This window comes from Porcincola sp. LCP21S3_C12 (genome assembly GCF_052118625.1).
In the GTDB taxonomy this organism is placed as follows: domain Bacteria; phylum Bacillota; class Clostridia; order Lachnospirales; family Lachnospiraceae; genus Porcincola.
The window spans coordinates 188,772-210,550 of sequence record NZ_JBQKGW010000002.1 but is presented as its reverse complement, the minus strand read 5'-3'; the positions used below and the strand labels follow the sequence as shown (position 1 = coordinate 210,550).

The 21,779-nt window shown below is 53.2% G+C and carries 19 protein-coding genes; 16 read left to right on the top strand and 3 right to left on the bottom strand.

The annotated features are described in order from the left end of the window. Nucleotides 1-99: 99 nt before the first annotated feature. The 4 genes from ACTQ1N_RS02035 (at nucleotide 100) to arfA (ending at nucleotide 4,840) form a co-directional block, all read left to right on the top strand. Nucleotides 100-1,425 carry an ABC transporter substrate-binding protein gene (locus tag ACTQ1N_RS02035; protein WP_441954126.1) on the top strand — a complete coding sequence of 442 codons (1,326 nt, stop codon included), beginning with the start codon at nucleotides 100-102 and terminating at the stop codon, nucleotides 1,423-1,425. Between the two features lie 86 nt (nucleotides 1,426-1,511). Further along, nucleotides 1,512-2,417, top strand: a complete 906-nt coding sequence (locus ACTQ1N_RS02030; RefSeq protein WP_441954124.1) for a carbohydrate ABC transporter permease — start codon at nucleotides 1,512-1,514, stop codon at nucleotides 2,415-2,417. A gap of 3 nt (nucleotides 2,418-2,420) precedes the next feature. Beyond that, nucleotides 2,421-3,257, top strand: coding sequence for a carbohydrate ABC transporter permease (locus ACTQ1N_RS02025; RefSeq protein ID WP_320807954.1), 837 nt, complete (start codon nucleotides 2,421-2,423; stop codon nucleotides 3,255-3,257). A gap of 71 nt (nucleotides 3,258-3,328) precedes the next feature. Beyond that, nucleotides 3,329-4,840: an arabinosylfuranosidase ArfA gene (gene arfA, locus ACTQ1N_RS02020; protein WP_441954122.1), complete on the top strand. Its 1,512-nt coding sequence runs from the start codon at nucleotides 3,329-3,331 to the stop codon at nucleotides 4,838-4,840. A 69-nt stretch (nucleotides 4,841-4,909) separates the two neighbouring features. On the opposite strand, the gene ACTQ1N_RS02015 is transcribed toward arfA, so the two are convergent. Beyond that, nucleotides 4,910-6,352: an 8-oxoguanine deaminase gene (locus ACTQ1N_RS02015; RefSeq protein WP_441954120.1), complete on the bottom strand. Its 1,443-nt coding sequence runs from the start codon at nucleotides 6,350-6,352 to the stop codon at nucleotides 4,910-4,912. Nucleotides 6,353-6,598: 246 nt separating this feature from the next. Between ACTQ1N_RS02015 and ACTQ1N_RS02010 the strand changes: the two genes are divergently transcribed. The 9 genes from ACTQ1N_RS02010 to ACTQ1N_RS01970 all read left to right on the top strand — a co-directional run bounded on the left by ACTQ1N_RS02010 (nucleotide 6,599) and on the right by ACTQ1N_RS01970 (nucleotide 16,523). Further along, nucleotides 6,599-7,912: an AI-2E family transporter gene (locus ACTQ1N_RS02010; protein ID WP_441954118.1), complete on the top strand. Its 1,314-nt coding sequence runs from the start codon at nucleotides 6,599-6,601 to the stop codon at nucleotides 7,910-7,912. 182 nt (nucleotides 7,913-8,094) lie between these two features. Continuing rightward, nucleotides 8,095-9,186, top strand: a complete 1,092-nt coding sequence (gene trpS / locus ACTQ1N_RS02005) for a tryptophan--tRNA ligase (protein ID WP_154522719.1) — start codon at nucleotides 8,095-8,097, stop codon at nucleotides 9,184-9,186. A gap of 335 nt (nucleotides 9,187-9,521) precedes the next feature. After that, nucleotides 9,522-10,700, top strand: coding sequence for a hypothetical protein (locus ACTQ1N_RS02000; protein ID WP_441954116.1), 1,179 nt, complete (start codon nucleotides 9,522-9,524; stop codon nucleotides 10,698-10,700). 52 nt (nucleotides 10,701-10,752) lie between these two features. Next, nucleotides 10,753-12,288 (top strand): ABC transporter substrate-binding protein, encoded by a 1,536-nt coding sequence (locus tag ACTQ1N_RS01995; protein WP_441954114.1) that lies wholly within the window; start codon nucleotides 10,753-10,755, stop codon nucleotides 12,286-12,288. 28 nt (nucleotides 12,289-12,316) lie between these two features. After that, nucleotides 12,317-13,258, top strand: coding sequence for an ABC transporter permease (locus ACTQ1N_RS01990; RefSeq protein ID WP_441954112.1), 942 nt, complete (start codon nucleotides 12,317-12,319; stop codon nucleotides 13,256-13,258). A gap of 9 nt (nucleotides 13,259-13,267) precedes the next feature. After that, nucleotides 13,268-14,080 (top strand): ABC transporter permease, encoded by an 813-nt coding sequence (locus ACTQ1N_RS01985; protein WP_441954110.1) that lies wholly within the window; start codon nucleotides 13,268-13,270, stop codon nucleotides 14,078-14,080. A 61-nt stretch (nucleotides 14,081-14,141) separates the two neighbouring features. After that, nucleotides 14,142-14,987: an ABC transporter ATP-binding protein gene (locus ACTQ1N_RS01980; RefSeq protein WP_441954108.1), complete on the top strand. Its 846-nt coding sequence runs from the start codon at nucleotides 14,142-14,144 to the stop codon at nucleotides 14,985-14,987. Continuing rightward, complete coding sequence (locus ACTQ1N_RS01975; protein WP_277067836.1) at nucleotides 14,980-15,729, top strand: ABC transporter ATP-binding protein; 750 nt, start codon at nucleotides 14,980-14,982, stop codon at nucleotides 15,727-15,729. Before ACTQ1N_RS01980 ends, ACTQ1N_RS01975 begins: the two co-directional genes overlap by 8 nt. Nucleotides 15,730-15,749: 20 nt before the next feature. Continuing rightward, the gene (locus ACTQ1N_RS01970) at nucleotides 15,750-16,523 is read left to right on the top strand and encodes an MBL fold metallo-hydrolase (protein ID WP_154522704.1); all 774 of its coding nucleotides are present in this window, start codon (nucleotides 15,750-15,752) and stop codon (nucleotides 16,521-16,523) included. 226 nt (nucleotides 16,524-16,749) lie between these two features. On the opposite strand, the gene ACTQ1N_RS01965 is transcribed toward ACTQ1N_RS01970, so the two are convergent. Continuing rightward, nucleotides 16,750-17,616 carry a P-loop NTPase gene (locus ACTQ1N_RS01965; protein WP_441954105.1) on the bottom strand — a complete coding sequence of 289 codons (867 nt, stop codon included), beginning with the start codon at nucleotides 17,614-17,616 and terminating at the stop codon, nucleotides 16,750-16,752. 303 nt (nucleotides 17,617-17,919) lie between these two features. On the opposite strand from ACTQ1N_RS01965, the gene ACTQ1N_RS01960 reads away from it, so the two are divergent. Both ACTQ1N_RS01960 and ACTQ1N_RS01955 read left to right on the top strand, forming a co-directional pair. Beyond that, nucleotides 17,920-18,723, top strand: a complete 804-nt coding sequence (locus tag ACTQ1N_RS01960) for a type III pantothenate kinase (RefSeq protein ID WP_441954103.1) — start codon at nucleotides 17,920-17,922, stop codon at nucleotides 18,721-18,723. Between the two features lie 104 nt (nucleotides 18,724-18,827). Further along, the gene (locus tag ACTQ1N_RS01955) at nucleotides 18,828-20,672 is read left to right on the top strand and encodes an aminopeptidase P family protein (protein WP_441954101.1); all 1,845 of its coding nucleotides are present in this window, start codon (nucleotides 18,828-18,830) and stop codon (nucleotides 20,670-20,672) included. A gap of 62 nt (nucleotides 20,673-20,734) precedes the next feature. Here ACTQ1N_RS01955 and ACTQ1N_RS01950 read toward each other — a convergent pair whose 3' ends face one another. After that, nucleotides 20,735-21,262, bottom strand: a complete 528-nt coding sequence (locus ACTQ1N_RS01950) for a hypothetical protein (RefSeq protein WP_441954099.1) — start codon at nucleotides 21,260-21,262, stop codon at nucleotides 20,735-20,737. 90 nt (nucleotides 21,263-21,352) lie between these two features. On the opposite strand from ACTQ1N_RS01950, the gene ACTQ1N_RS01945 reads away from it, so the two are divergent. Continuing rightward, nucleotides 21,353-21,730, top strand: coding sequence for an MGMT family protein (locus ACTQ1N_RS01945; protein ID WP_277067834.1), 378 nt, complete (start codon nucleotides 21,353-21,355; stop codon nucleotides 21,728-21,730). Nucleotides 21,731-21,779 lie beyond the last annotated feature (49 nt).

The following is a 21,779-nucleotide window of genomic DNA, read 5'->3' as shown; positions in this document are numbered from 1 at the left end:
CATCGTAAGAATAACGTTCACCCTCCGTACGGAACTGTATTTCGAATGAAATACAAAAATAGTAACATAATAATCAGGGAGTCAGGAAAGGAGAAACTGATGAAGAAATTAGTCGGAAAAGTTCTTGCATCTACACTGGCTGTTTCCACAATTCTGGGAGCGGTGCCGGCGTTTGCTTCCGGGACTGATGGAGCTACGCAAGGGACAAATACGTTTGTTGATGGAGGAACAGATATCCAGTTCTGGACTTTTCAGGAACTTCATGTTCCGTTCTGGACATCGATGGCAGATGAATGGAACAAGCAGAACCCGGACAGACCGATCAACATAACGGTAACCACAGGAGAATCGCATGCTCTGCATGAGAAACTTCTTACGGCCTGCGCGGCAGGTGAGGGAACACCGGATATGGCTGATATCGAGATCGGCTACTACGGATCGTTCCTGAACGGCGGATATCTGATTCCAATTGATGATGCTGTCGAGCCGTACAAGAATGATATTGTCTATTCCAGAGTATCCATGTATGGGGATGGGGAGCATGTATATGGAGCGGACTTCCATCTTGGAGCGACTGTCACATACTACAATATGGATATTATGAATGAGGCAGGTGTTGATCCATCAAAGATTGACACATGGGATGATTTCGCTGCAGCTGGAAAGACAGTTCTGGAAAAAACCGGAAAACCAATGGCGTGTGTCGAAGTGAATGATCTCTTCCTGCCGCAGGCGATGCTGCTGGAGAAGGGAAGCCAGTATGTAGATGAAGATGGGAATCCATCGATCGCAAACCAGGATCACGCAGATGTCATCAACTTCATTCGTCAGATGATCAAAGACGGCACAATCCAGATTGCTCCAGGCGGCGGCTTCCATACTGAGGAGTGGTACGGATTTATGAATAACGGTGGATGCGCATCCATCACGATGCCGCTGTGGTACATGGGACGTTTCACCGATTACATGACAGACCTCAAAGGAAAGATGGCGATTTATCCGATGCCGGTCTGGAAGTCGGGAGATGTGCATGAGGTTCTGCAGGGCGGAACGGGTACTTCCGTAATCAAAGGAGCGAAGGACGAACAGCTCTGCAAGGATTTCCTTGCTTTTGCAAAGCTTTCGAAGGAAGGCTGCACTTATGAATGGGAAAAGCTCGGGTTTGATCCAATCAGGACGGAGCTTTGGGATGATAAGACGATTACAGAAGATCCTGACAATAAGTTCCTTCAGTTCTTCACAACCAATCCATTCGATATTCTGAAGGCAAATGGAACAGACATTACGGCACCGAACATCAGAGGAGCATATTCAGCCACTTATTCTGTGCTGGTGTCCACAACCTATGCAAATGCATTCGAAAATTCTGTTGATGAAGATGCTATGCAGCTTCTTCAGGATGAGCAGGATACAATCGTTTACTGATCGGCAGGCTTCAGAAGAGAGGTGTCAGGCAGTAGCCGTGACACCTCTTTTTTAGATGATTCAGGACACATTGGAGGAATTGAAAGATGCATAGAAAACGCGCTGCAACGAAATTCATATACTCGAAAAAGGTAGCACCATATATGTTTGTCCTTCCGTTTCTGATTTCATTTGCAGTGTTTTATGTATACTGCATCTTCAGCATGGTAGGAATGAGCTTCCAGAATGTTCAGACAGGAGCATTCGTTGGATTGAAAAATTATAAAATCGTAAAGAATGCGGTCTTTATCAAATCACTGAAAAACAGCATTTTTTATACAGTTGTATCCTGCGCGTTGATGATTCCGATTCCTCTGATATTAGCCGCTCTTTTAAACAGTCGGGAAATGCGGGCAAAAACAACATTTCGAAGTATTCTCTTTATCCCGGCGCTAACGTCAGTTGTTGTGGCTGGCGTTGTCTTCCGCCTGATGTTTGGTGAACTTCCCGGTTCGTTTATGAATCAGTTCATTGAAATATTTGGGGCAAAGCCCGTTGTCTGGCTGCGCAATCCTGCCACAGTCTGGATGGCACTGTTCTTTATTTGTTTGTGGAGATGGACAGGTGTCAATATGATGTATTATCTGGCAGGAATTCAGCAGATCCCGGGAGATCTGTATGAGTCTGCTGAAGTCGATGGCGCATCCAGAATGCAGCAGTTCTTTTATGTGACACTTCCGCTCCTGAAGCCGACGGCCATATATGTACTGACGATTTCAATATTCGGCGGTATGGCGATGTTCTCGGAGTCATATATGCTGTTTAACGGGAACAAGTCTCCTAACAATGTTGGAACAACGCTTGTCGGTTTTTTGTACAGGATGGGGCTGGAGCAAAATCAGCTAGGAATCGGATCGGCTGTAGGAGTTATATTCCTGATTATAGTAATAGGAATCAACCTGATTCAGCTGACAGTGAATGGAACGATTGGAAAGAAAGGAAAGGGGGTGTAAGCAATGAAAAAGAACGAAAAGAGACGCTCTGTCCAGCTATTCATTCTATTTCTGATCATTGTGATCATTACGCTCCTGCCTCTGGCCTTGCTGTTTGTTGCATCTCTGAGACCTGGCGCGGAACTGATGAGAAATGGATTGAATTTTAAGATTGATTGGGCTCACGCAAACTTTGACGAGTACAAGCTCCTGTTCAGCGGGAAAAATGATTACTTTGTTTGGTACAAGAACAGTCTGGTTATCACAGTTGTTCAGACGGCCTTGTCCTTGTTTTTGAGCGCCTGGGTTGCATACGGTTTTGCCATGTATGAATTCAGGTTTAAGAATCTGTTTTTTGTCTTTGTTCTCATGGTCATGATGGTTCCAACAGAGGTTATTCTTCTGCCTCTGTACAAATTAACGATTCGTATGCATTTGATTAACAGCATGTGGGGAATCATTCTGCCATATGTGGTCGTCCCGATGATGGTGTTCTTTTTTCGCCAGTATTTATCAGGGCTTCCGAAGGAGCTGATAGATGCTGCAAGAGTGGATGGATGTTCAGAATACGGCATCTTCTTTCGGGTGATCTTACCCCTCATGAAACCTTCCTTTGCTGCGATGGGAATTTACGAGGGGATGACAAGCTGGAACAATTTCCTCTGGCCGATGATTGTTATTAACAAGATGGATAAAATCACACTTCCTGTTGGATTGCAGTCATTGCTTTCACCATATGGCAACAATTACGATATTTTGATAGCGGGCTCGTGCTTTGCGATCATCCCGATATTGATTTTGTTTATCTGCTTCCAGAAATACTTTATTGAAGGAATGACAGCGGGCAGTGTAAAAGGATAATAATCGCATGGAATGATGGCTTTATTACATTCACATTATTGGATCAAATGATTGATGAGGAGGAGTTTATCATGGAAGAGAGAAAGCAGGCAAGAATCAGTATTGACCGTGAGGTTGAAGTATCCAGAGTAGATGAGCGGATCTTCAGCTCGTTTATCGAGCATCTGGGAAGGGCGGTATATGAAGGAATCTATCAGCCGGGCAGCAAATTCGCCGATGAGGATGGGTTGAGAACGGATACCATCGACCTGATCAAAGAACTGAAGGTCCCATATGTCCGCTATCCGGGCGGAAACTTTGTCTCCGGGTTCAAGTGGGAGGATTCTGTCGGTCCGGTCAGCCAGAGACCCCACAGGATCGACCCAGCGTGGGGCGTGATTGAGACGAACGAGTTCGGCCTCCATGAGTTCATGAACTGGGCGAAGAAGGCGGATGTGAAGCCGATGTACACGATCAATCTTGGAACCCGCGGCGTGACTGAAGCAAAGGATGTGATTGAGTACTGCAACATCAAGAGCGGAACCTATCTGAGCGACCTCCGCAGAAAAAACGGGGCCGAGGAGCCTTTAGGCATCAAGCTCTGGTGCCTCGGCAATGAGATGGACGGTCCCTGGCAGATGGGGCATAAGACAGCACGCGAGTATGGAAGAATCGCCCATGAAGCGGGTCGTATGCTGAAGTTTATCGATCCATCGGTGGAGTGCGTCGCCTGCGGGTCCTCGAATTCATCCATGCCGACATTTGCAAGCTGGGAGCGGACGGTGCTCGAGGAAAGCTACGACACAACCGATTACATCAGCCTGCACACATATTACGGAAACCGCGACAACAACACACCGGATTTTCTTGCAAGCAGCGTGGACATGGATCAGTTCATCAGCAGCGTTGTCGCGACCTGCGATTATGTCAAGGCGGTGAAGAGATCGGACAAGAAGATTAATCTGAGCTTTGACGAGTGGAATGTCTGGTACCATTCCAACGAGGCGGATGCGAAGCTTGAAAAGTGGGTGCAGCATCCGCATCAGCTCGAGGACATCTACAACTTTGAGGACGCGCTGCTGGTTGGAAGTATGCTGATCACACTTCTGCGGCACGCAGACCGTGTCAAGATCGCCTGCCTGGCGCAGCTGGTGAACGTCATCGCACCGATCATGACATCTGATACAGGTGCCTGGAAGCAGACAATCTTCTATCCGTACCTGCATGCCAGCACGATGGGGCGCGGCACGGTTCTCAATACCGCCGTCAAGGTCGATACATATGAGAGTAAGTATGGAGATGCACCCTTCGTTGACGCGGTTGTGATTGCGGATGAGGGGAAGGAAACGCTCACGCTCTTTGCCGTCAACAAGGATCTGAAGAGCGATTACAGCGTAACGATGGATGTCAGACAGTTCGAGGGGTATCAGGTTCAGGAGCATATCCTTCTGACGAATGAAGACCTCAAGGCTGTCAACACGGAAGAGAAGCCGGACAATGTGGCGCCGGTATTCTGTCAGAACAGCAAAGTTGAAGACGGAACACTGAAAAGTGTTCTGCCGGCGAGAAGCTGGAACGTGATCAGGCTGAAAAAGACGGTCTGATCAACATGCAAAGGCCGCTGTCTTCTCTGGGAACCAGAAGAAGGCAGCGGCCTTTTTGAAAGGGGAGAGTCACATGATGTCTGCCAAATATCGCTTCAGCTCCTCATCTGCATCCGCAACAATCTTTTCTTCATCTGCGCCGGCAAGGCGGCCGTGCTCGACCGTCACCTTTCCATTCACAACAGTCCAGTCTACAGCGCCTTTCAGGCCGACCGTAGCAAGGACGGATTTCGGATCATAGCAGGCACCGACCAGCTCGAGCCTGTGCGAGTCGATTAGGAAGAAGTCCGCACACTTCCCGGTTTCGAGGCTGCCGATTTCATGCTCACGACCCAGAAGGGCAGCGCTTCCGATGGTTGCCATCTTCAGCACCTGATAGCCGTCGGGTGCTGCCTTCGAGGAGTTCAGACGGTGCAGAAGGAAGCAGACACGCATCTCTTCAAGAAGATTGCTTCCATCGTTGCTGGCACTTCCGTCGACACCGAGGCCGACATGGACGCCGGCCTTCAGCATGTCCGGGATGCGGGCAATGCCGGAGGAAAGCTTCATATTCGAGATCGGGCAGTGGCAGACGCCGGTGCCGGTGTCTGCCAGAAGCTGAAGCTCCTCATCATTCAGGTGGATGCCGTGCGCAAACCAGACATCCGGTCCGAGCCAGCCGAGGCTCTCCATGTAGGCGACAGGCCTCATCCCGAAGCGCTCGAGCGTGAAGCGTTCTTCATCCTTTGTCTCGCAGAGGTGCGTATGGAGACGGACATGGCAGCTTCTCGCCAGCTTCGCGCTTTCCCGGAGCAGGTCTGGTGAGACGGAAAATGGAGAACAAGGTGCCAGTGCAATGCGGTGCATGGACGTGAAGGAATTGTCCTGATATTTTTCCACCAGGCGAACAGAATCCTTCATGATCTCATCAACGCTCTGTACGACGGAATCCGGTGGCAGCCCTCCGTCCTTTTTGGACAGATCCATGGACCCTCTGGAAAAATGCATCCGTGCGCCAAGCATTTCTGCCGCCTGCCACTGAGCTGCCAGCAGATCGCCGCCATTTTCCGGAAAGACATAATGATGGTCAAAGATGGTCGTACAGCCGTTCTTCATCAGTTCGCCGATTCCGACAAGAGAGGAGAGGCGGATGGTGTCTTCGTTCAGATTCTTCCACACCTCGTACAGAGTGGTGAGCCAGTCGAACAGCTCCATGTTCTGAACCTGCGGCAGGTTCCGCGAGAAGATCTGGTAGAGATGATGGTGCGCGTTCACCAGCCCCGGGTAGCAGAGCATGCCTGTTCCATCGATCACTGTGTCATATTCCGCTTCGGCTGCGTCGCCTTTTGGCATATGGCCGGAAGAGTCGCCTGATGTGCAGCAACTGCTGGAACGAACCGCCGGCGAGTCCTCATGCGGACGAATCGCGCAGATCCTTCCGTCCTCACAGACCAGATCGACATGGTTGTAGACATGATCGTCGTTATCACAGGAAACAAGCGTATCAATATTCTTTACAAGAAGTCTGCTCATCACAACACTTCCTTTCCAGATTGCAGATCCAGGTCGATTATGAGCCAGTTTTCTCAAACTGGGAGCTGTCTGCTATACTTGAGCAGACAAGTCTGATTCATCAGCCTCATCGTAGCACACATTGCAAATGATTGGAAGACTGTCAGACAAAAATTCAGGATTTCGGGAATGGAACCGGAGTGTAATATCTGGTATATTCAGGCTATATCTGAGGCCGGGACAGCAGCCTGAGACGGGAGGGCATTCATGGACAAAGACCAGAAGAAAGACCAGAAGAAAGACGGACAGACGATTGAGACAGATGGTCTGAAGGAGGATCCGGGAGTGAAGGGAGCAGCCCCCGATGCGGAGAAAAGAGCGTCGAAGCAGGAGAAACACTTCCGGGACCGGATCCCGAATAATCACAGATACAGCGTGATCTCATTCTACGTGGTTTTTACGGTTGTTGTGATCTTCATTCTGATCCGGATCGGGGACAATCTGGACAAGATCGCGCTGGCACTCGGCGCGGGGTTTCACTGGATGAGGGTGATCTTTGTACCGCTGGCGCTGGGCTTTGCACTGGCGTACCTGTTCGCGCCGATTGTACGTTTTTTCAGGCGGAGGCTGGAGAAACTTCCTTATTACAGGAAAAGAAATAAAAGTGGGCTGGGAGCAGCGGTCGGAATCACATTTCTGATTGTAGCCGCAGCGCTGGCACTGGGGCTGACATTCCTGATTTCTGCATTTACGCATGAGCTGACGGTTGTCAGCTTTGACAGCATCACCAACTTCATCAACGGAATCTCGAAGTCATTCAACGAGGTATACATTCAGCTGAAAAAGTGGTCCGAGCAGATGAACATCTCCTCGGATGCGCTCGCGACGGTCACAGACACGATTACGTCGTGGGCAGGAAATCTCGCCTCTCAGGCAGGAAGGGCGGTCAGCGATGCTTTGTCTCATCTGACTGGCTATCTTGCAAATGGAGCCTTCGCGGTTATTTTTGCGGTGTATTTTTCACTTGACGCCGATGGATTGAAACGGTACTGGAAACGATTCTTCCGGTCTGTTTTTCCGGAAAAAGCGACAAATGTGATGCGGACAGCAGTGCGCGATGCCGACAGAGTTTTCTCCGGATATATTCGCGGACAGCTGCTCGATGCGCTGTTTATGATGGTGGTTGTGAGCATTGCCCTTCTGCTTCTGAATGTGAAGTTTGCCGTCATCATCGGCGTGCTGACGGGGATCGGGAACCTGGTTCCGTATGTGGGTCCGTTCGTGGCGTACGGATGCACAGGCTTTGTCGGAATTATGAGCCAGGACTGGAAAAAACTGATCGTCAGCATCATCGTCGTGTTTATCATCCAGACAATCGATGGAAACATTGTGAATCCGAAGCTTCTGAGTCACGCGGTGAAGGTTCATCCGATGTTGGTGATCATTGCCCTGCTTCTGGGAAGCAAAATCGGAGGACTGGGCGGGATGATTCTGGCCGTTCCGGTGGCAGCGCTTCTGAAAGTATGGCTGGATCGATGGGTCGGCATCATGGAAGCGAGAAAGCTGCGGCAGAAGGAATGAGGAGAGAGCCGGGATGGGCCGCGGGCGTGAGATGCAGGCACTATGGACCGGAGCTGAAACTGGGATATGATCGAAAGAATCCGGTCTGGTGGGTGGCCGAAAATGCGTCGGCTGGTTGAGTATGCAGACAGAATCGGGTACAATAGACTCAGATTAAGATATGGAAAGGAAGCAGTTTCAAGATGTCAGAAAAGAAGCGTAAAGTAATTCTGACCGGTGACCGGCCGACAGGCCGTCTTCATATCGGCCATTATGTCGGATCTCTAAGAGAGCGTGTGGTGCTTCAGAACAGTGGTGCGTTTGATGATGTTCTCATCATGATTGCGGACGCGCAGGCGCTGACCGACAACTGGGATAATCCGGAGAAGGTCAGGAGCAATATCATGAATGTCACGCTTGATTACCTGTCAGCAGGCATTGACCCGAAAAAATCGCACATTCTCATTCAGTCTCAGATCCCGGAGCTGCCGGAGCTCACCCAGTACTACATGAACCTGGTCACGGTTCAGAGACTGCAGCGAAATCCTACTGTGAAGGCAGAGATCAAGCTGAGGGGCTTCTCCGAGCGTGAGGAAAGTCAGGGAACGCCGGTTGGCTTTTTCTGCTACCCGATCTCACAGGCAGCGGACATCACAGCCTTCCGCGCAACGGTTGTCCCGGCAGGGGAAGACCAGGAGCCGATGGTCGAGCAGACGAGAGAAATTGTCAGAAAGTTCAACTCCATCTATGGAGAGACACTGGTGGAGCCGGAGATCCTGCTGCCGAAGAGCGCTGCGTCCCGCAGGCTCCCGGGGACAGACGGCAAGGCGAAGATGAGCAAGTCTCTCGGAAACTGCATCTATCTTTCAGATGATGAGAAGACGGTAAAGACCAAGGTCATGAGCATGTTCACAGACCCGGGACATCTGAAGGTTTCTGATCCGGGAAAGACGGAGGGCAATCCGGTGTTCATCTACCTGGAGGCATTTGCGGGGGAGGATGCGCCGAACGCAAAGCAGCTGTTTGAGGAGTATGCGCCGGATTATCAGAACCTCAGCGAGATGGAGGAGCATTACAGAAGAGGCGGACTCGGGGACGTAAAGGTGAAGAAGTTCCTGAACAACGTGCTGGAGGAAGCGCTGCGTCCGATCCGGGCACGCCGCGCCGAGTACGAGAAAGATCTCCAGTCGGTTATTGAGATCCTGAAGGACGGTACCAAGTACGCAGAAAACATCGCCGCTCAGACACTGAGCGACGTCAAAAAATCCATGCAAATCAACTACTTCAGCGCATAAGTCCAGTCGCTGTGCGGACTCGCACGACGCGCTTGCGCGTCAGGGGGAGTCCACACAAGCGACGACAACAGAGATGAGCGCGTAGCAGCGCGGAAGCGGTGCGGGAGCGCGAATCTCTGGAAGCGGGCCGGAAGCTGCGGAGCAGCGCCGGGCCGCGGGGACTTATGCAGAGAACACGGCGTCCAGTCGCTGTGCGGACTCGCACGACGCGCTTGCGCGTCAGGGGGAGTCCACACAAGCGACGACAACAGAGATGAGCGCGTAGCAGCGCGGAAGCGGTGCGGGAGCGCGGCACAACAGAGATGAGCGTGGGAGCACAGGAAGGGAGGGAGTTTATGGAGAATAAAGGGAAAGTCCGCAGGCTGCTGTTTTTGACGGCTATCCTGACAATGCTGATGGCGGGCTGTACGTATGCGGCGAGCCTGTCATCGAGGTCGTACACACTATCGCCGCAGGGGTATATTGCCTGGTCTGACTTCAGTGTCCCGTCCAGCGAGACGGTGACGATCAACGTCTCTTCTTCCACCGTGAACAAGGCGGGACTGACGCAGAAAACGCTTAGTGCCCTGAAGTATGAAATCCTGAACCTCTCGAATGGAACGGTCGCCGGAACCTATACCCGGTACGGCGCCCAGCGGTATGTTCAGGTCAAGTCATCCAAGTACCAGGTCTATGACCGGATCAGTGTGACGCTCCAGGCAGGATCTTACCGGTTCCGCGTTACCGATACGGAAGCGGTCCGGCAGCCGCTTCTGGTATCCTATGCTGTGACGGACAACCGAGCGGAAGCGGGGCCATCCTACATCCTCTCCTCGGAGATCACTGTCGCGGCGGGAAAGACGGTTCTGGTTCCGACCCGGAACAATCAGGGAGCTCTGGTCAAAGTGTCCTCAGCGAAGTCTTCCAATACAAAGGTTGCGAGGGTGTCGGTATCTGGAACGAATCTCTCTGTGACGGGTGTGTCAGCCGGGATCTGCAGCATTTCGGTGACATACCAGAAGAAGGTCCGGACATTCAAGGTGACTGTTCAGACAAGAAAACCGGAGTTTCAGGCCTATATCAAAAGCATTTCCAAAAACAGGAAGTATATGTACGTCCGCATTCACAACGCGGGAGACAAAACGATTTCGTTCTACAGCGCATATGCGGCTGAATATTCGGTCAATAAGTCGGACAACAATTCCGCAGCGTCTGATAAGATAGCGAAGCTGAAGATGGCAAGCCGGAAGCGGGTCGATATCCAGCCTGGCAAATGGGCGACCGTGAAGCTGATGCGCAGGAGCGGGCTGTTCCCGAGCCGGAGCCTTTTCTCGAAGGAGATTCGGCTGAGATTCCGCTATGAAGGGATCAAGTATACGGCGGCGATCGAGGACAGCTGGCTGGATGGGCAGTATCATCTCCGGAAGGTGACGGCGCCCTGGTATCCGGCTCTTCCGCCAGAAACAATTTCAGAGCAGCATGAAAGGAAGGTGATTCAGACCTCTTGCATTTCCGGCAGCTTTTTCATACAATGAACCCGGCAATTTAATAATGGGAGAAGAGATTCCAGTCGATAGGAGACAGGCAATGAATAAAAAATCACTTGCTGCTCTGCTGACTGCCTTCGTGCTTGCGGGTTCACTTGGCACTGTCTGCCTTGGAGCTACGACTGAGACGGAGGCTTCCAGCGACGGAGATGTTGCTTCTTCCGGGGACACCGGGATTACGATCGGTCTGCCCCAGGACCTGGATTCGAGTCTTGACCCGTATCAGATAACGGCTGCAGGAACCAGAGAGGTCATGTTCAATGTGTTTGAAGGGCTTGTAAAGCCCGACAAGGACGGTAATTTTATGGACGCTGTCGCGTCGTCGCACGAGATTTCGGACGACGGTCTGACCTACACTTTCACGCTCAGGGACGGGGTGAAGTTCCACAACGGAGAGACAGTGACAGCGGATGACGTTCTCTATTCATTCAAGACCTGCGCCGATACCACGGTTAATTCTTCTGTGGCGTCGGCGCTTTCTGATATTGCGGGTGAGAAGGCGGATGGAAATACTGTCACCATTACGCTGAAGGAGCCGCTGAGTAGTTTTCTGAGCGCTGTTTCAAGCGTATCCATCGTTCCGGCAGATTATACCGATCAGGCGTCTGCACCGGTTGGAACCGGCCCCTACAGGTTTGTTTCCCGCTCGGTGCAGGACAATGCCGTGTTTGAGCGCAATGACGATTATTACGGAAAGCTGCCGCAGATAAAGACAGTGACCTGTAAGATCTTCGAGGACAACAACGCGCTCTTCACCGCCCTGAACGCGGGAGCGTTGGACATGGCGTTTCACCTGACAGTGGACCAGACAAAGAATCTTACGAATGGCTACAAGGTCACGGAAGGGGAAATGAATCTGGTTCAGGCGCTTTATCTGAACAATGCGAAGGCACCATTTGACGACGAGAAGGTTCGTCAGGCGCTTTGCTACGGAATCGATGTGGATTCGATTCTGGAGCTCACGGAGGACGGACATGGCGCAAAACTCGGAAGCTCGATGTACCCGAGCTTTAAAAAGTACTTTGACGACAGCCTCACCGATGCCTATCCGTATGATCCGGAAAAGGCACAGCAGCTTCTTGCCGACGCGGGGGCCCAGGGGTTGAGCTTCACAATCAAGGTACCTGGCAACTATACACAGCATGTAGACACTGCGACGGTCATCGCGGAGCAGCTGTCCCAGATCGGCGTGACGGCAAACATTGAGCAGGGCGACTGGGAGACCTGGCTGAGCGATGTGTATCAGAATCGGGATTTCGATGCGACCGTGATCGGCTTCGATGCGGCGTATCTCAGTCCGGACGCGCTGCTTCAGCGATGGATGTCAGACGATGCGACAAACATGATCGGGTACAGCAATCCGGATTATGATGCTGTCATGAAGAAGGCACAGTCGACAACCGATGACAAGGAGCAGACGGAGCTGTACAGGCAGGCGGAAAAGATTCTGTCTGACACAGCCGCGAATGTCTACATCCAGGACCTGGCGGACTTTGTCGCGCTGAGCCCGAAGTTCACAGGCTACACGCCGTATCCGCTTTACGCGCTGGATTTTTCCACGCTGAAGCTGGCGTAATCTGCAGATTCTTTTGCGAGGAGAGAGCATGAAGGTTTTGCTGAGAAAAATACTGAATCTCATGATCGCATTATTGATTGTCACATTGCTCACCTTCCTCGCGCTGCAGGTCATTCCCGGAGATCCGGTGACAAAGATGCTTGGCGCGGATGCAACAGCGGCGCAGGCGGCACAGCTCCGCGCCAGGCTGGGGCTGGATCAGCCAGTTCTGGTCCGGTACGGCCGGTGGCTTCTTTCATTTCTGAAAGGAGACCCCGGGATGTCCTACAGCTACAGCATGCCCGTTGCGGAGATGCTGAAGGGAAAGCTGTCTGTGACAGTGATCCTGACCGCGCTGTCATTCGCCATGACGGTGTTTATATCGATACCGCTCGGGATTCTGACTGCAAGGTCAGAAAGCGTGCGGGTGAATCATTTCTTCCTGATCATGGATCAGCTGTTCATGGCACTTCCGCCTTTCTTTATCGGAATCCTCAGTGTCTATCTGTTTGGTATTGTGCTGAAGCTCTTTGTGCCGGGCGCCTATGTTCCGCTTTCTGAAAGTGTGACAGGGGGACTGGGGTATCTTCTGCTGCCGGCGCTGGCGATGGCGCTCCCGCGGTCTGCCATGACCGTGAAGATGCTGCGCAGCTCAATCCGCAGCCAGATGGCCGAGGACTATGTGCGGACTGCCCGCTCAAGGGGGCTGACGGACGGCCAGATTTTGCGGCGCCACGCCCTGAGAGGCGCAATGGTGCCGGTTGTGACATTTCTCGCGCAGTCGGCTGCGGAAATCATGACCGGAACCATCATCATCGAGCAGGTTTTTACGATTCCGGGGCTGGGACGGCTGCTTCTGTCCTCGATCGGGAGCAGGGATTTCCCGGTCGTCCAGGCAATCGTGGTCATGATGGCAGTCTTTATCATTCTGGTAAACTTTGCGGCGGATCTCATCAATATGGCAATTGATCCGAGAATCCGGGTATCCTGAGGGAATTTCATGAAGATTCGGAAGAATAGTTTTCTGAAAACAGGCGGAATCATGTCGCTGGTGCTGGCTGCTGTCATTGTTGCAGGATTTTTCTGGACACCGTACGGGACGACCGCGATGAATGCGGCGGAGAAGACCCTGCCGCCTTCCCTGCATCACCTTCTGGGAACAGACAACTTCGGGAGGGATGTGCTTTCGAGGGTGATCAGCGGGGCTGGAACCAGCTTCCTGATTGCACTGGGGGTGGTCGCTGTCGGATGCATCGGCGGTGTGCTGATCGGAAGCCTGTGCGGCTATTTCGGAGGGATTGCAGATGCTGTTTTAATGCGGGTATGTGACGCGATCACGGCATTTCCGGCCATCCTGCTTGCATTGGTGGTGGTCAGTCTCTTCGGCGGAGGCATGGCGAACATTCTGCTCTGCCTTGGTCTTCTGTTTATTCCGAGCTTTGCACGGGTTGTCCGGACGGAGGTTGCCCGCGTGCGGGATACGAACTACATTCAGTCCGCAAGGCTGATGGGTGTTTCCACAGGGCGGATTCTGCTTCGGCATATTTTGCCGAATACGTTCCCGGTTCTTCTTCCGGCGGTGACGATCGGCTTCAACAATGCTGTGCTGGCGGAGGCAAGCATGAGCTTTCTGGGGGTCGGGATCCAGCCACCGCAGGCAAGCCTGGGTTCCATGCTGAAGGACAGTCAGACCTACCTGAATACAGCACCCTGGTATGCGCTCGGGACGGGAGGCATGATTGTGCTGCTTGTTTTAGCCGTCTCGCTGCTTTCCGAAGGCATACAGCAGGGAACCGGAAGAGGACAGGCATGAAGAGAAGGATGGCGTACGGCAAACGTTCAGTCAAATGCCAGGTGAGAATGCGGGAGATGAGATGACGGACAGACAAAGCCAGAAGAATGGTGGGCAGCAGGCACCAGACCTGCTGAAGGTGAGCGGACTCAGGGTTCACTTTCACAATGCGGCACCGGAGCGGTATGCGGTGAACGGTGTTTCATTTTCCCTGAAGAGGGGGGAGACGCTGGGCATTGTCGGAGAGAGTGGAAGCGGGAAGACGGTGACGGCAATGTGTGTCAGCGGTCTGATGCCGCGCGGGAAGGCGGACGAGGAGGGCAGCATTCTGCTTGATGGACGGGAGATGTTTTCCTGCAGTGAGGAGGACCTGCGCAGGATCCGGGGACAGGATGTAGGCGTGGTGTTCCAGGACCCGATGACGACCTTCGACCCGCTCTGCAGGATCGGCAGGCAGGTGGAGGAGGCTCTGACAGTCCGTGGTATACCGAAAATGGAGCGGAGGAAGCGGGCCATCGAGGCCATGGGACTCGCAGGCCTGAGAGATGCGGAGGAGCTGTACAGCCGGTATCCGTACGAGCTTTCGGGCGGCATGCTCCAGCGGGCCTCCATCGCGGCAGCCATGATCACAAAGCCAAAGCTGCTTATCTGCGATGAGGTCACGACGGCGCTGGATGTTCTGATCCAGGAACAGATCCTTGAACTGCTGAGGAACCTGAATGAGGATTACGGCATGACAATTCTGTTTATCAGTCATGATCTGCATGTCGTGAAGAAGATCTGCAAGAGCGTCCTGGTCATGGAACGGGGAAAGATTGTGGAGAGAGGGGAGACAGCGGAGGTGTTTGCCCGTCCGCAGCACGCTTATACGAAGAAATTGATCGCATCCATTCCGACGAGGGAAGAGAGGTGCAGGGCATATGACTGATTCTGTGCTGGAAGTGAGGCATGTAAGCAGCTATTATAGGAAAGCACGCAGATTCTCCGGAACACATTCTGGATTCGGTGAGAGGGATATGCAGGTCCTCCGGGATGTGACATTCTCGATTCAAAAAGGCGAGACACTGGGACTCGTCGGAGAGAGCGGGAGCGGAAAAACGACGCTCTGCCGTGCGGTCCTGGGGCTTGGAATGGACTACGAGGGTGAGATCATCCACCATACGGATCATCCGCAGATGGTGTTTCAGGATCCTTACTCGAGCCTGAATCCTGTAAGAACAGTGGGGTGGACGCTGCGGGAAGCCCTGCGTGCAGGGGAGAGGCGCGGCAAACGGGCAGACCGGACTCTTGTTCCGGAGATTCTGGAACAGGTAGGACTTTCAGAGGAGTATATCGATAGATATCCATACGAATTGTCCGGCGGACAGCGGCAGCGTGTCTGTATTGCCGCGGCTATGATTCAGCAGCCGCAGCTGGTCCTGCTGGATGAACCGGTGTCCGCACTGGACGTGACCGTCCAGGCGCAGATTCTGAGGCTGCTGGTCCGGCTGAAGGAGGAATTCAGACTGAGTTATCTGTTTATCAGCCATGATCTGAACGTGATTTACCAGATCTGCGACCGGGTGCTGGTCATGAAACAGGGCGAAATTGTGGAAAGTGGAGATGTCCGGCAGGTATTTGAAGAACCGCAGCACGACTATACAAAAATGCTGCTTGCTGCAGTGGACTGAGCGGAAATGGAGTGACTGAAATGAAACTGACTTGGCTTGGAACTGCCGTTTTTGTGCTTGAGAGCGGGAAAGAGAAGATCCTGTTCGACCCATTCATGGAGCTGCAGGGCGGACATGTCGCGCTGACAGATGATGAACTGCTTCAGTATGATACGGTGTTTATCACACACTGTCATTTTGATCACTTTGCCTTTACCGCGGACAAGATCGATGACAGTGACTTTACGGTTTTCTGCACGAGGCAGTGCGTAAAGACGCTGGAACGGTTTGAGGCGGATCAGGACCGCGTGGTGGAAATTCAACCGGACAGAACGTACCCGATTGGTGATATCAGGATTACACCGCTTCGTGCAAGGCACATTGCGTTCAGATGGCGATACATCCTCGACACACTCTCGCCCTGGCGTATGATCCGGTATGCGGGAAATCTGCCGTTTTTGTTCTGGGCAAACCGGACCTTCAAGGAAGCAGGGGAGATTGTGGCATATGATATCAAGGCGGAAGGACGTGAAATCCTGCTCCTGGGGAGTCTGGCACTTGATCCGGCGGAAACCTACCCGAAGCATGCTGATGTCCTGATCCTTCCATACCAGGGCAACAATGATCTGCCAGCCCGTGCACGCGAGGTCCTGTCTGTCCTTCAGCCGAAAAGCGTCGTCCTGTCGCATTTTGACAATGCCTTTCCGCCAATGTCGCGGGATGTTGATCTCAGACCGCTGAAGAAGCTGATGCAGGAGGAATTTCCGGATATCAAAGTGGTAAAGCCGGAGGCGTTCAGGACAATGACCATCTGAGCCGGTACTTTGTAAAAGCAGGGAGACTCCTGCCGGACAGCCGGAAAAGCACGAAACATATGAAGAAGGCACTGGATCCATCGTGTGATCCGGTGCCTTCTTGATACCTGTGCGCGGGGAAATAATCTGACATTGTGAGGCAGACGCTCCGGCTGCGCGGAGCTGTCTGGTACGGCAATTCAGCGTGTGAGCGGACTCCCCGGCTGCGCGGAGCTGTCTGATGGTATCAGACGGTGAGCGTGCTCTCCACCTTCTTCAGGGCTCTGTCCAGGAAGTCGACATCCATCTCTGCGAACCGACCTTCATCTGCGAGCTGGGCGTAGTCCGGGTTGATCGGGATGTTGCCGCAGACCTCAAGTCCTGTGCTCTTTGAAACCTCGTCGATGTGACTCTCGCCGAAGACCTTGATGATCTTCCCGCAGTCAGGACACTTCAGATAGCTGTAGTTTTCGATCATGCCGAGGACCGGAATCTTCATCATCTGTGCCATGTTCCAGGCCTTCGCGACGATCATGCGAACCAGATCCTGCGGGCTGGTGACGATAAAGATTCCGTCAACCGGCAGTGACTGGAAGACTGTCAGCGGAACATCACCTGTTCCGGGCGGCATGTCGACCAGCAGATAGTCGAGCTGTCCCCAGGCAACGTCGCTCCAGAACTGCTGAATCACCTGTCCGAGGATCGGCCCTCTCCAGATGACAGCCTGTTCCGGGTCCTGGATGATCAGATTCAGACTCATGACCTTGATGCCGTTTGCCGTAGTGACCGGGAGCAGCGTGTGCTCATCCACCGCGCGCGTCTGGTCAGCGGTCAGTCCATACATCTTCGGGATGGACGGACCGGTAATGTCGGCGTCAAGGATTCCGACGCTGTGACCGGCTTTTACAAGTGCATTTGCCAGGGAAGCGGTCACGAAGCTCTTTCCGACACCGCCCTTACCGGACACGACACCGATCACATGTTTGACAAAACTTCCTGGATTCTGCGGAAACTTCTGCGGACCATGTGCTTCTTTTTCATGCTCCGGGCAGCCCTCACAGCTTGAGCGGCTGCAGGAAGAAGCTTCCTGGCAGTCCTGATCTTTCTGTGCCATATGAAAAACCTCCTTCTTGGATGTCTGTTTTGAGAGACTCTGCAGATAGTGTACCATAGAGCCTGCTGCAGATACAAGGATTAATCAGAATACAAAATCAAATTTTGTAAAATCAAATAGTAATTGTCTATGCACGGGTTTCTCCTCTTGTGGTATACTCGGGATGCTTCGAAAGGGCTGTTCCCCCATGCTGCTGAACCTGCACATTGCGAAAGAGGGTGTGATCCATACATTTTTGTATGGGTAGAAGGTGAGAGCGGGGCGGACAAGCGAAGCGGTCTGATGAAAAGGAGACGGGCGGATATGCTGCTTGCAATCGATATCGGGAATACCAATACGGTCCTTGGAGGGTATCAAGGATGGAAAGCCATATTCACGGAACGCATTTCCACGGATACTTCCAAGACATCGCTCGAATATGCGATCTTATTCAAGACAGCCCTGGATCTTCATGGAGTGGATGTGTCCATGATTGACGGGGCAATCATCGGCTCTGTAGTCCCGCCGCTGACATACATCGTGCGGACTGCCCTGAAGAAGGTCTGCGGTGTGCAGGCATACGTGGTCGGACCCGGCTTGAAAACCGGTCTGAATATCCGGATGGATGACCCGACATCGATCGGGGCGGACCTGATTGCCGGAGCGGTCGGAGCGCTGGCGAAGTTTGATCCGCCGCTGATGGTGATTGACATGGGGACCGCAACGACGATGATCGTGATTGATGAAACCCGCAGCTATGTCGGCGGCATGATCATGACCGGACTTCGGCTGTCGCTGGATGCACTGGTGAAGGAAACGTCGATGCTCCAGGGAATCAGTCTGGAGGTGCCGAAGAAGGTCATCGGAAAGAATACGGCGGACGCGATGCGCAGCGGACTGCTCTACGGGAACGCAGCGATGATTGACGGCCTGATTGACCGGGTGGAGGCAGAGACTGGAACTCAGCTCCAGGTCGTTGCGACCGGCGGGCTGGCCGGCACAGTGATCGGAGCCTGCACACATGACATCACCCTGGTCCGGACACTCGTCCTGGACGGGCTGGTAGAAATCTACCATAAGAATACAAAATCCGGGGTGGATGCAAAATCTGCCGGAGCACTGGTCTGATCCGGCTTTGGCGGAAAGTCCAGGACAGATTCATCCTGCATAAACCGGGCGGGATGGAACGTCGTTTTCGCGATCAATGATGAAACAGGAGGAGGAAAGACGATATGACAGTACCGGAGAGACTGACCGCTCTGAGGGCGGAGATGAAAAAGCATGGGATTGATGCCTGGCTGGTGCCGACGGACGATTTCCACAGCTCAGAGTACGTCGGGAATTATTTCAAGTGCAGAGAGTTTATCACCGGCTTCACGGGCTCGGCGGGGACAGCATTGATTCTGAAGGACAGTGCCTACCTCTGGACGGATGGCCGGTATTTCCTGCAGGCAGCAGATCAGCTGAAGGATTCCGGGGTGACACTGATGAGAATGGGCGATGAGGGTGTCCCGACGACAGAGGAATTCATCGCAGCGCACCTTGCGAAGGAACAGGTACTGGGATTTGACGGCCGCTGCATGACGGCCGGAAAGGGCAGCAGGCTGGCCGGGATCGCAAAAAAGAACGGAGCTTCCATATCGTCTGACCTGGATCTGGTCGGGGCGATCTGGGAAGACCGCCCGGCACTGTCCTGCCGTCCGGTCTGGGAACTTGATACAAAGTGGACGGGGAAGTCGAGAGCGGACAAGATTGCGGATCTGAGAGAGGCGATGAAAAGTCATAAGGCAGACTATCATGTGCTGACTTCCCTTGACGATATTGCCTGGCTTCTGAACCTCCGCGGGGACGATGTCGCCTGCAATCCGGTCTTTCTGGCCTATGTTGCCGTGACACCGCAGGAAGTCCTCCTGTTCACGCAGGCAGAGGCGTTTGCGGACGGGGCAGACCCGGCGGCCGTCCATGGTGTCTGCGGGAGCGCGCTCGTCAGGGAGCTGGAAAAGGACCATGTCCGTCTGGTTCCTTACAACGACTTGTACAGCTGGATGAAGACGATTCCGGAGAAGAGCACGCTATTGTTTGACACATCGACCGTCAACTATACGGTCTGGTCCTCCGTGCCGAAGGGCGTCCGCGTGGTCGATACGACGAATCCAACCTTGCTTCCGAAGGCGATCCGCACCCCGGTGGAAATGGAGCACACCGGGGAGGCACATCTGAAGGATGGCGTGGCGGTCACGAAGTTTATGTACTGGCTCAAGCAGCAGATGGCACACTACGATCCGGCCCATCCGATCACGGAGCTGTCCGCCTGCGACAGACTGCTGAAGTTCAGGCAGGAACAGGAGCATTTCCTCGGAATCAGCTTCGATACCATCGCGGGCTTTGGTTCCCATGGTGCCATCGTGCACTATGAGCCGACACCGGAGACAGACATTCCGCTCGAGCCCAGAAGCTTCCTGCTGGTGGATTCCGGCGGACAGTATCTGGAGGGAACCACGGATATCACGAGGACCTTTGCCTGCGGGATTCTGACGCAGGAGGAGAAGGAGATGTATACTCGGGTGCTGCGCGGCAATCTGAATCTCGGTGCAGCGAAATTCCACTATGGATGCACCGGGACGGCCATCGACTACCTTGCACGCAGTCCGCTCTGGGAGGCAGGACTTGACTATAACCATGGGACCGGGCATGGTGTCGGATATCTTCTGAATGTCCATGAGGGGCCGAACAGCGTCAACTATACCTGGAGACCGGGACGCCGCACGCCATGCGTCTTTGAAGAGGGGATGGTGACATCCGATGAACCCGGCATCTATCTGACCGGGAAGTTCGGTGTCCGCTGCGAGAATCTGATGCTGTGCAGAAAGGCGGAAAAGAATGAGTACGGGCAGTTCATGGAATTCGAAGTTCTGACCCTTGTGCCGTGGGATCTGGATGCAGTTGTGCCGGAGATGCTCTCAGAGAGAGAAAAAGAGATTCTGAATCAATATCACAGAAGGGTTTACGCGGAGGTCTCCCCTTACCTGAGTGAAGAAGAGAGAACGTGGCTGAGACACGCAACCAGGGAAATCTGAGGCTTCAGGAGGCTTGCCTGTGACTGCTTTCAGGCAAGCCTGCCGGGTCAGGCTGCGCAGTTTCAGTTCTCATCTTCGCCGGGCTTGACGAGAATGTAATCGCTCAGCTCCATCTGTGTTCCGCCGGTGACCAGGTTCTGAATACCGGGATCACTTCCGTATTTCTGGATGATGCCCTGGACAGTTCCGAAGCCGAGGCCGGTGTGGGATGCGATTTCACGGATTGTAAAGTTTTTGCGGCGCAGCTTCAGGACGATCAGGATGATCCGCTCGTCCAGCCTGCTCGGAGAAGTGTTTTCCTCTCTGTCAGGTCTGGATGAGCGGTTTTTTCTGCGTTCTTTTCCGATTGCTTTCTCGATCATTGCAACCGTCTCGTTGATCTCCTCCATATGGGCATCGTCCGGTACATTAAAACGCTCGAGCCGCAGGCTGCGGCGTGCATCTTTCTTCAGGTCGTCCATCTGGGCACGCATCATAGCCATCTCAAGGGAGGCAGACTGAACCTGCTTCTTGAGGCTGAAGATCTGCTGATTGAGACGGCTGATCACTTCCCTGCTGTTGTCACGATTCCCGTTTTGATCCTGTTTCATTGGTTTCTCCTGTATTCACACTGGCGTCCTTCTGTCTGTCAGTATATCATAGAAAGAGACTTCTATTGCAGAAGCAAAGGAGAGAAATGGATGGCGAAATCAATCAAGTATCATGAGGCGGCATATCCGGAAGAGGGCGGGGAAGATAAGGGAAAAAACAGTTTCCAGCGGATCTATGATGTTGTCCGTCAGATTCCGAGAGGTAAGGTCGCAACCTATGGCCAGGTAGCCAGGCTTGCGGGCAATCCGCGCTGGGCACGGGTGGTGGGGTTTGCGCTGCATGTAAACAATGATCCCGAGCATGTCCCGTGTTACCGGGTTGTAACAAAGGACGGTGCTGTCTCCAAAGCGTTCGCTTTTGGCGGAGAGAATGAGCAGGTCAGACTGCTGAAGGAGGACGGGGTGGAGTTTCAGGATGGCCACGTGGTGATGGAAAAGTACCAGTGGGAGACGCCGTGGTGTCTGTAAATAAAATGCGTCGCTTCACGCTCATTTCCGGTTGTCGTCGCTGTAATGC

Coding starts and splice junctions, on each gene's coding strand:
- ACTQ1N_RS01975 (WP_277067836.1), top strand. CDS start 14,980: ATGACTGATTCTGTGCTGGAAGTGAGGCATGTAAGCAGCTATTATAGG.
- ACTQ1N_RS02015 (WP_441954120.1), bottom strand. CDS start 6,352: ATGAGCAGACTTCTTGTAAAGAATATTGATACGCTTGTTTCCTGTGAT.
- ACTQ1N_RS01945 (WP_277067834.1), top strand. CDS start 21,353: ATGGCGAAATCAATCAAGTATCATGAGGCGGCATATCCGGAAGAGGGC.
- ACTQ1N_RS01965 (WP_441954105.1), bottom strand. CDS start 17,616: ATGGCACAGAAAGATCAGGACTGCCAGGAAGCTTCTTCCTGCAGCCGC.
- ACTQ1N_RS01995 (WP_441954114.1), top strand. CDS start 10,753: ATGAATAAAAAATCACTTGCTGCTCTGCTGACTGCCTTCGTGCTTGCG.
- ACTQ1N_RS01960 (WP_441954103.1), top strand. CDS start 17,920: ATGCTGCTTGCAATCGATATCGGGAATACCAATACGGTCCTTGGAGGG.
- ACTQ1N_RS02035 (WP_441954126.1), top strand. CDS start 100: ATGAAGAAATTAGTCGGAAAAGTTCTTGCATCTACACTGGCTGTTTCC.
- ACTQ1N_RS01955 (WP_441954101.1), top strand. CDS start 18,828: ATGACAGTACCGGAGAGACTGACCGCTCTGAGGGCGGAGATGAAAAAG.
- arfA (WP_441954122.1), top strand. CDS start 3,329: ATGGAAGAGAGAAAGCAGGCAAGAATCAGTATTGACCGTGAGGTTGAA.
- ACTQ1N_RS01950 (WP_441954099.1), bottom strand. CDS start 21,262: ATGAAACAGGATCAAAACGGGAATCGTGACAACAGCAGGGAAGTGATC.
- ACTQ1N_RS02000 (WP_441954116.1), top strand. CDS start 9,522: ATGGAGAATAAAGGGAAAGTCCGCAGGCTGCTGTTTTTGACGGCTATC.
- ACTQ1N_RS02030 (WP_441954124.1), top strand. CDS start 1,512: ATGCATAGAAAACGCGCTGCAACGAAATTCATATACTCGAAAAAGGTA.
- ACTQ1N_RS02010 (WP_441954118.1), top strand. CDS start 6,599: ATGGACAAAGACCAGAAGAAAGACCAGAAGAAAGACGGACAGACGATT.
- ACTQ1N_RS01980 (WP_441954108.1), top strand. CDS start 14,142: ATGACGGACAGACAAAGCCAGAAGAATGGTGGGCAGCAGGCACCAGAC.
- ACTQ1N_RS01970 (WP_154522704.1), top strand. CDS start 15,750: ATGAAACTGACTTGGCTTGGAACTGCCGTTTTTGTGCTTGAGAGCGGG.
- ACTQ1N_RS02025 (WP_320807954.1), top strand. CDS start 2,421: ATGAAAAAGAACGAAAAGAGACGCTCTGTCCAGCTATTCATTCTATTT.
- trpS (WP_154522719.1), top strand. CDS start 8,095: ATGTCAGAAAAGAAGCGTAAAGTAATTCTGACCGGTGACCGGCCGACA.
- ACTQ1N_RS01985 (WP_441954110.1), top strand. CDS start 13,268: ATGAAGATTCGGAAGAATAGTTTTCTGAAAACAGGCGGAATCATGTCG.
- ACTQ1N_RS01990 (WP_441954112.1), top strand. CDS start 12,317: ATGAAGGTTTTGCTGAGAAAAATACTGAATCTCATGATCGCATTATTG.